General features: G+C 68.5%; 2 protein-coding genes. Both read left to right on the forward strand.

The genetic code is table 11. From position 1 onward, the window contains the following. Window positions 1–494: 494 nt before the first annotated feature. Window positions 495–1157 (forward strand): response regulator transcription factor, encoded by a 663-nt coding sequence (locus VIR09_RS15195; protein WP_332013621.1) that lies wholly within the window; start codon window positions 495–497, stop codon window positions 1155–1157. Then, a partial coding sequence (locus tag VIR09_RS15200; protein ID WP_332013622.1) for an ATP-binding protein occupies window positions 1154–2377 on the forward strand: 1224 nt, incomplete at its 3' end. The genes VIR09_RS15195 and VIR09_RS15200, both read left to right, overlap by 4 nt.

The raw sequence follows: 2377 nt of genomic DNA on the forward strand, positions 1-2377 counted from the left end.
TGGCGGCTGCGGCGGACCAGGCCGGGGCGGCTTGCAACGCTGCCGTCAGGGCAAGGGCCAGCAACAGCGGACCCGCGAACCTGGGTGAAAAACTTCTCGAAACGCAAACTTCAACGACTGGAAGATGACGCATCACTACTCCTCGAGCGGAGGAAAGGGGGGAGAAGAGGGACTACGGCGTGAAAGGGGGCGGATCCGGGCCGACTGCTGGCGCGTACTCGAGGGCGGGGGGGTGTTGCCCAGTTGCGGTGCGGCGGGTGGCGCTGATGGCGCGTTCCGGGGGTGCGGGTATTGGCGGGATTCATTTAACTCGTATATACAAGTACAGTCAAGATGGCGCTCTAAAATGCGGCGCTCAAGTCCATGGCTGGCGATGCGCTCGCCGCCCGCAGCTCGCCGCCCGCTGCCAGAGCGGCGCTTGCGGCCTGGATTCTTAATAAGTTCTTAACCCGCAGCCGGCATGCTGCGGCATCGTTGACGGTCCTGGAGATTTCTTGCGTGTCCTGCTAGTTGAAGACGACGCCATGTTGGGCGACGCCGTGCACACCAGCCTGGCGCAGTCTGGCGCCGAGGTGCAATGGGTGCGCGACGTCGCGCAGGCGCGCTTGGCCCTGGTGGAGCACGGCTTCCATGCCGTGTTGCTGGACCTGGGCCTGCCTGATGGCAGCGGGCTGGCGGTCCTGAAGCACTTGCGCGCGCGCTACGACGCCACGCCGGTCCTGATCCTGACCGCGCGCGACCGGCTGAGCGAACGGATACAGGGCCTGGATGCCGGCGCCGACGACTACATCGTCAAGCCATTCCAGCTGGACGAGCTGCTGGCCCGGCTGCGCGCCGTGGTCCGGCGCAGCAGCAACGCCGTGGTGTCGGCGCTGCGCTGCCGCGACGTGGTGCTGGAGCCCGCCAGGCGGGCGGTGACGCGCGCAGGGGTGGAAGTCAGCCTCAGCGCGCATGAATACCGGACGCTGCTGGCGCTCATGGAGCGCACCGGCCATACCGTCAGCCGCGAACAGCTGGAGGCCGCCGTCTACGGCGATAGCGGCGCCATCGAAAGCAATACGGTGGCCGTCTACATCCATCAGTTGCGCCGCAAGCTGGGCGACAAGCTCATCGTTACCGTCCACGGGCTGGGCTACCGCATCGAGGCGGCCGAATGAAGACGCTGCGCAAGCAACTGACGCTGACGCTGCTGTTGACGATGGCTCTGTCCTGGATTGCCGTGTTCGCCTTCCAGCAGTACGAAGCCACGCGCTCGCAGACCGGCGCGCGCGATCAGTGGCTGCACGACGCGGCCAGCCAGATGCTGGCGTCGCTGCCGGTCAGCCTGTTGGGCAACGACGCGCCGTCCGAGCGTTTCACCCCGCCCGCATCCAGCCGTGTCGACGGCGACAAGGTCCGCTTCCACTTGTGGTCGCTGGCCGACCGCCGGCTGCTGCTGCGCTCGCCCGAGTCGCCCGAGCAGCCGCTGAGCGGTGGCTTCCAGGACGGTTATGCCGACGTGCACGCCGACGGCATGGATTGGCGCGTGTACGCGATCTCCGACGCGCAGGGGCGGGTGCAGGTGCAGGTGGCGCGGCCGCAGAGCGAATTGCGCGCCCAATCGCTGTACAGCCTGAAGCGCGGGCTGGTCATCGTGTCCGTCCTGTTCGTGCTGCTGGCCGTGGTGAGCTGGAGGGTGGTCGGCCGCGCCTTCCGCAAGGTGGACCGCGCGGGCGTGGCCATTGCGCGGCGCGGACCGTTCGACCTTGCCCCGCTGCCCATGGCCGGCATGCCGGGCGAATTGCGTCCCTTCATCCGTTCGATCAATCAGCTGCTGCTGCGCGTCAAGGGCGGCATGGACCGCGAGCGCCGCTTTCTTGAGGATGCCGCGCACGAGCTGCGCACCCCGCTGGCCGCGCTGAGCGCGCACGCGGAACTGGTGGCCCGCAGCGCCGGTTCCGCCGATGCGCCGGCCGCCATCGAGAAATTGCGCCTGGTCGCCCAGCGCACCTCGCGCCTGTCGGAACAATTGCTGGACCAGGCCCGCATGGATGCGCTCAGCGCCAGCGCGGACGAGCCCGAGCTGGTCCAACTGGATGCGCTGGTCGCCATGCTGGTGCGCGACTGGGAAACGGACGCGACCCGCAAGCAGCTGCGCATCCAGCTGGACGTGCAGGCTTGCGTCGTTCGCGGGCGGCTGGACGCCTTGGGCGTGCTGGTCCGCAACCTGCTGGACAATGCCGTGCGCTATACGCAGAGCGGCGGCCAGATCGCCGTGTCCTGCGGACCGTCGCCGGATGGCGGGGCCTGCCTGCGCGTGGCCGACGATGGCCCGGGCATTGCGCCGGAGGAGCGCGCGCGCGTGTTTGACCGTTTCTATCGCGCCCCGGGCAGCGCC

This window comes from Achromobacter sp. (assembly GCF_036567245.1).
In the GTDB taxonomy this organism is placed as follows: Bacteria; Pseudomonadota; Gammaproteobacteria; order Burkholderiales; family Burkholderiaceae_B; genus Achromobacter.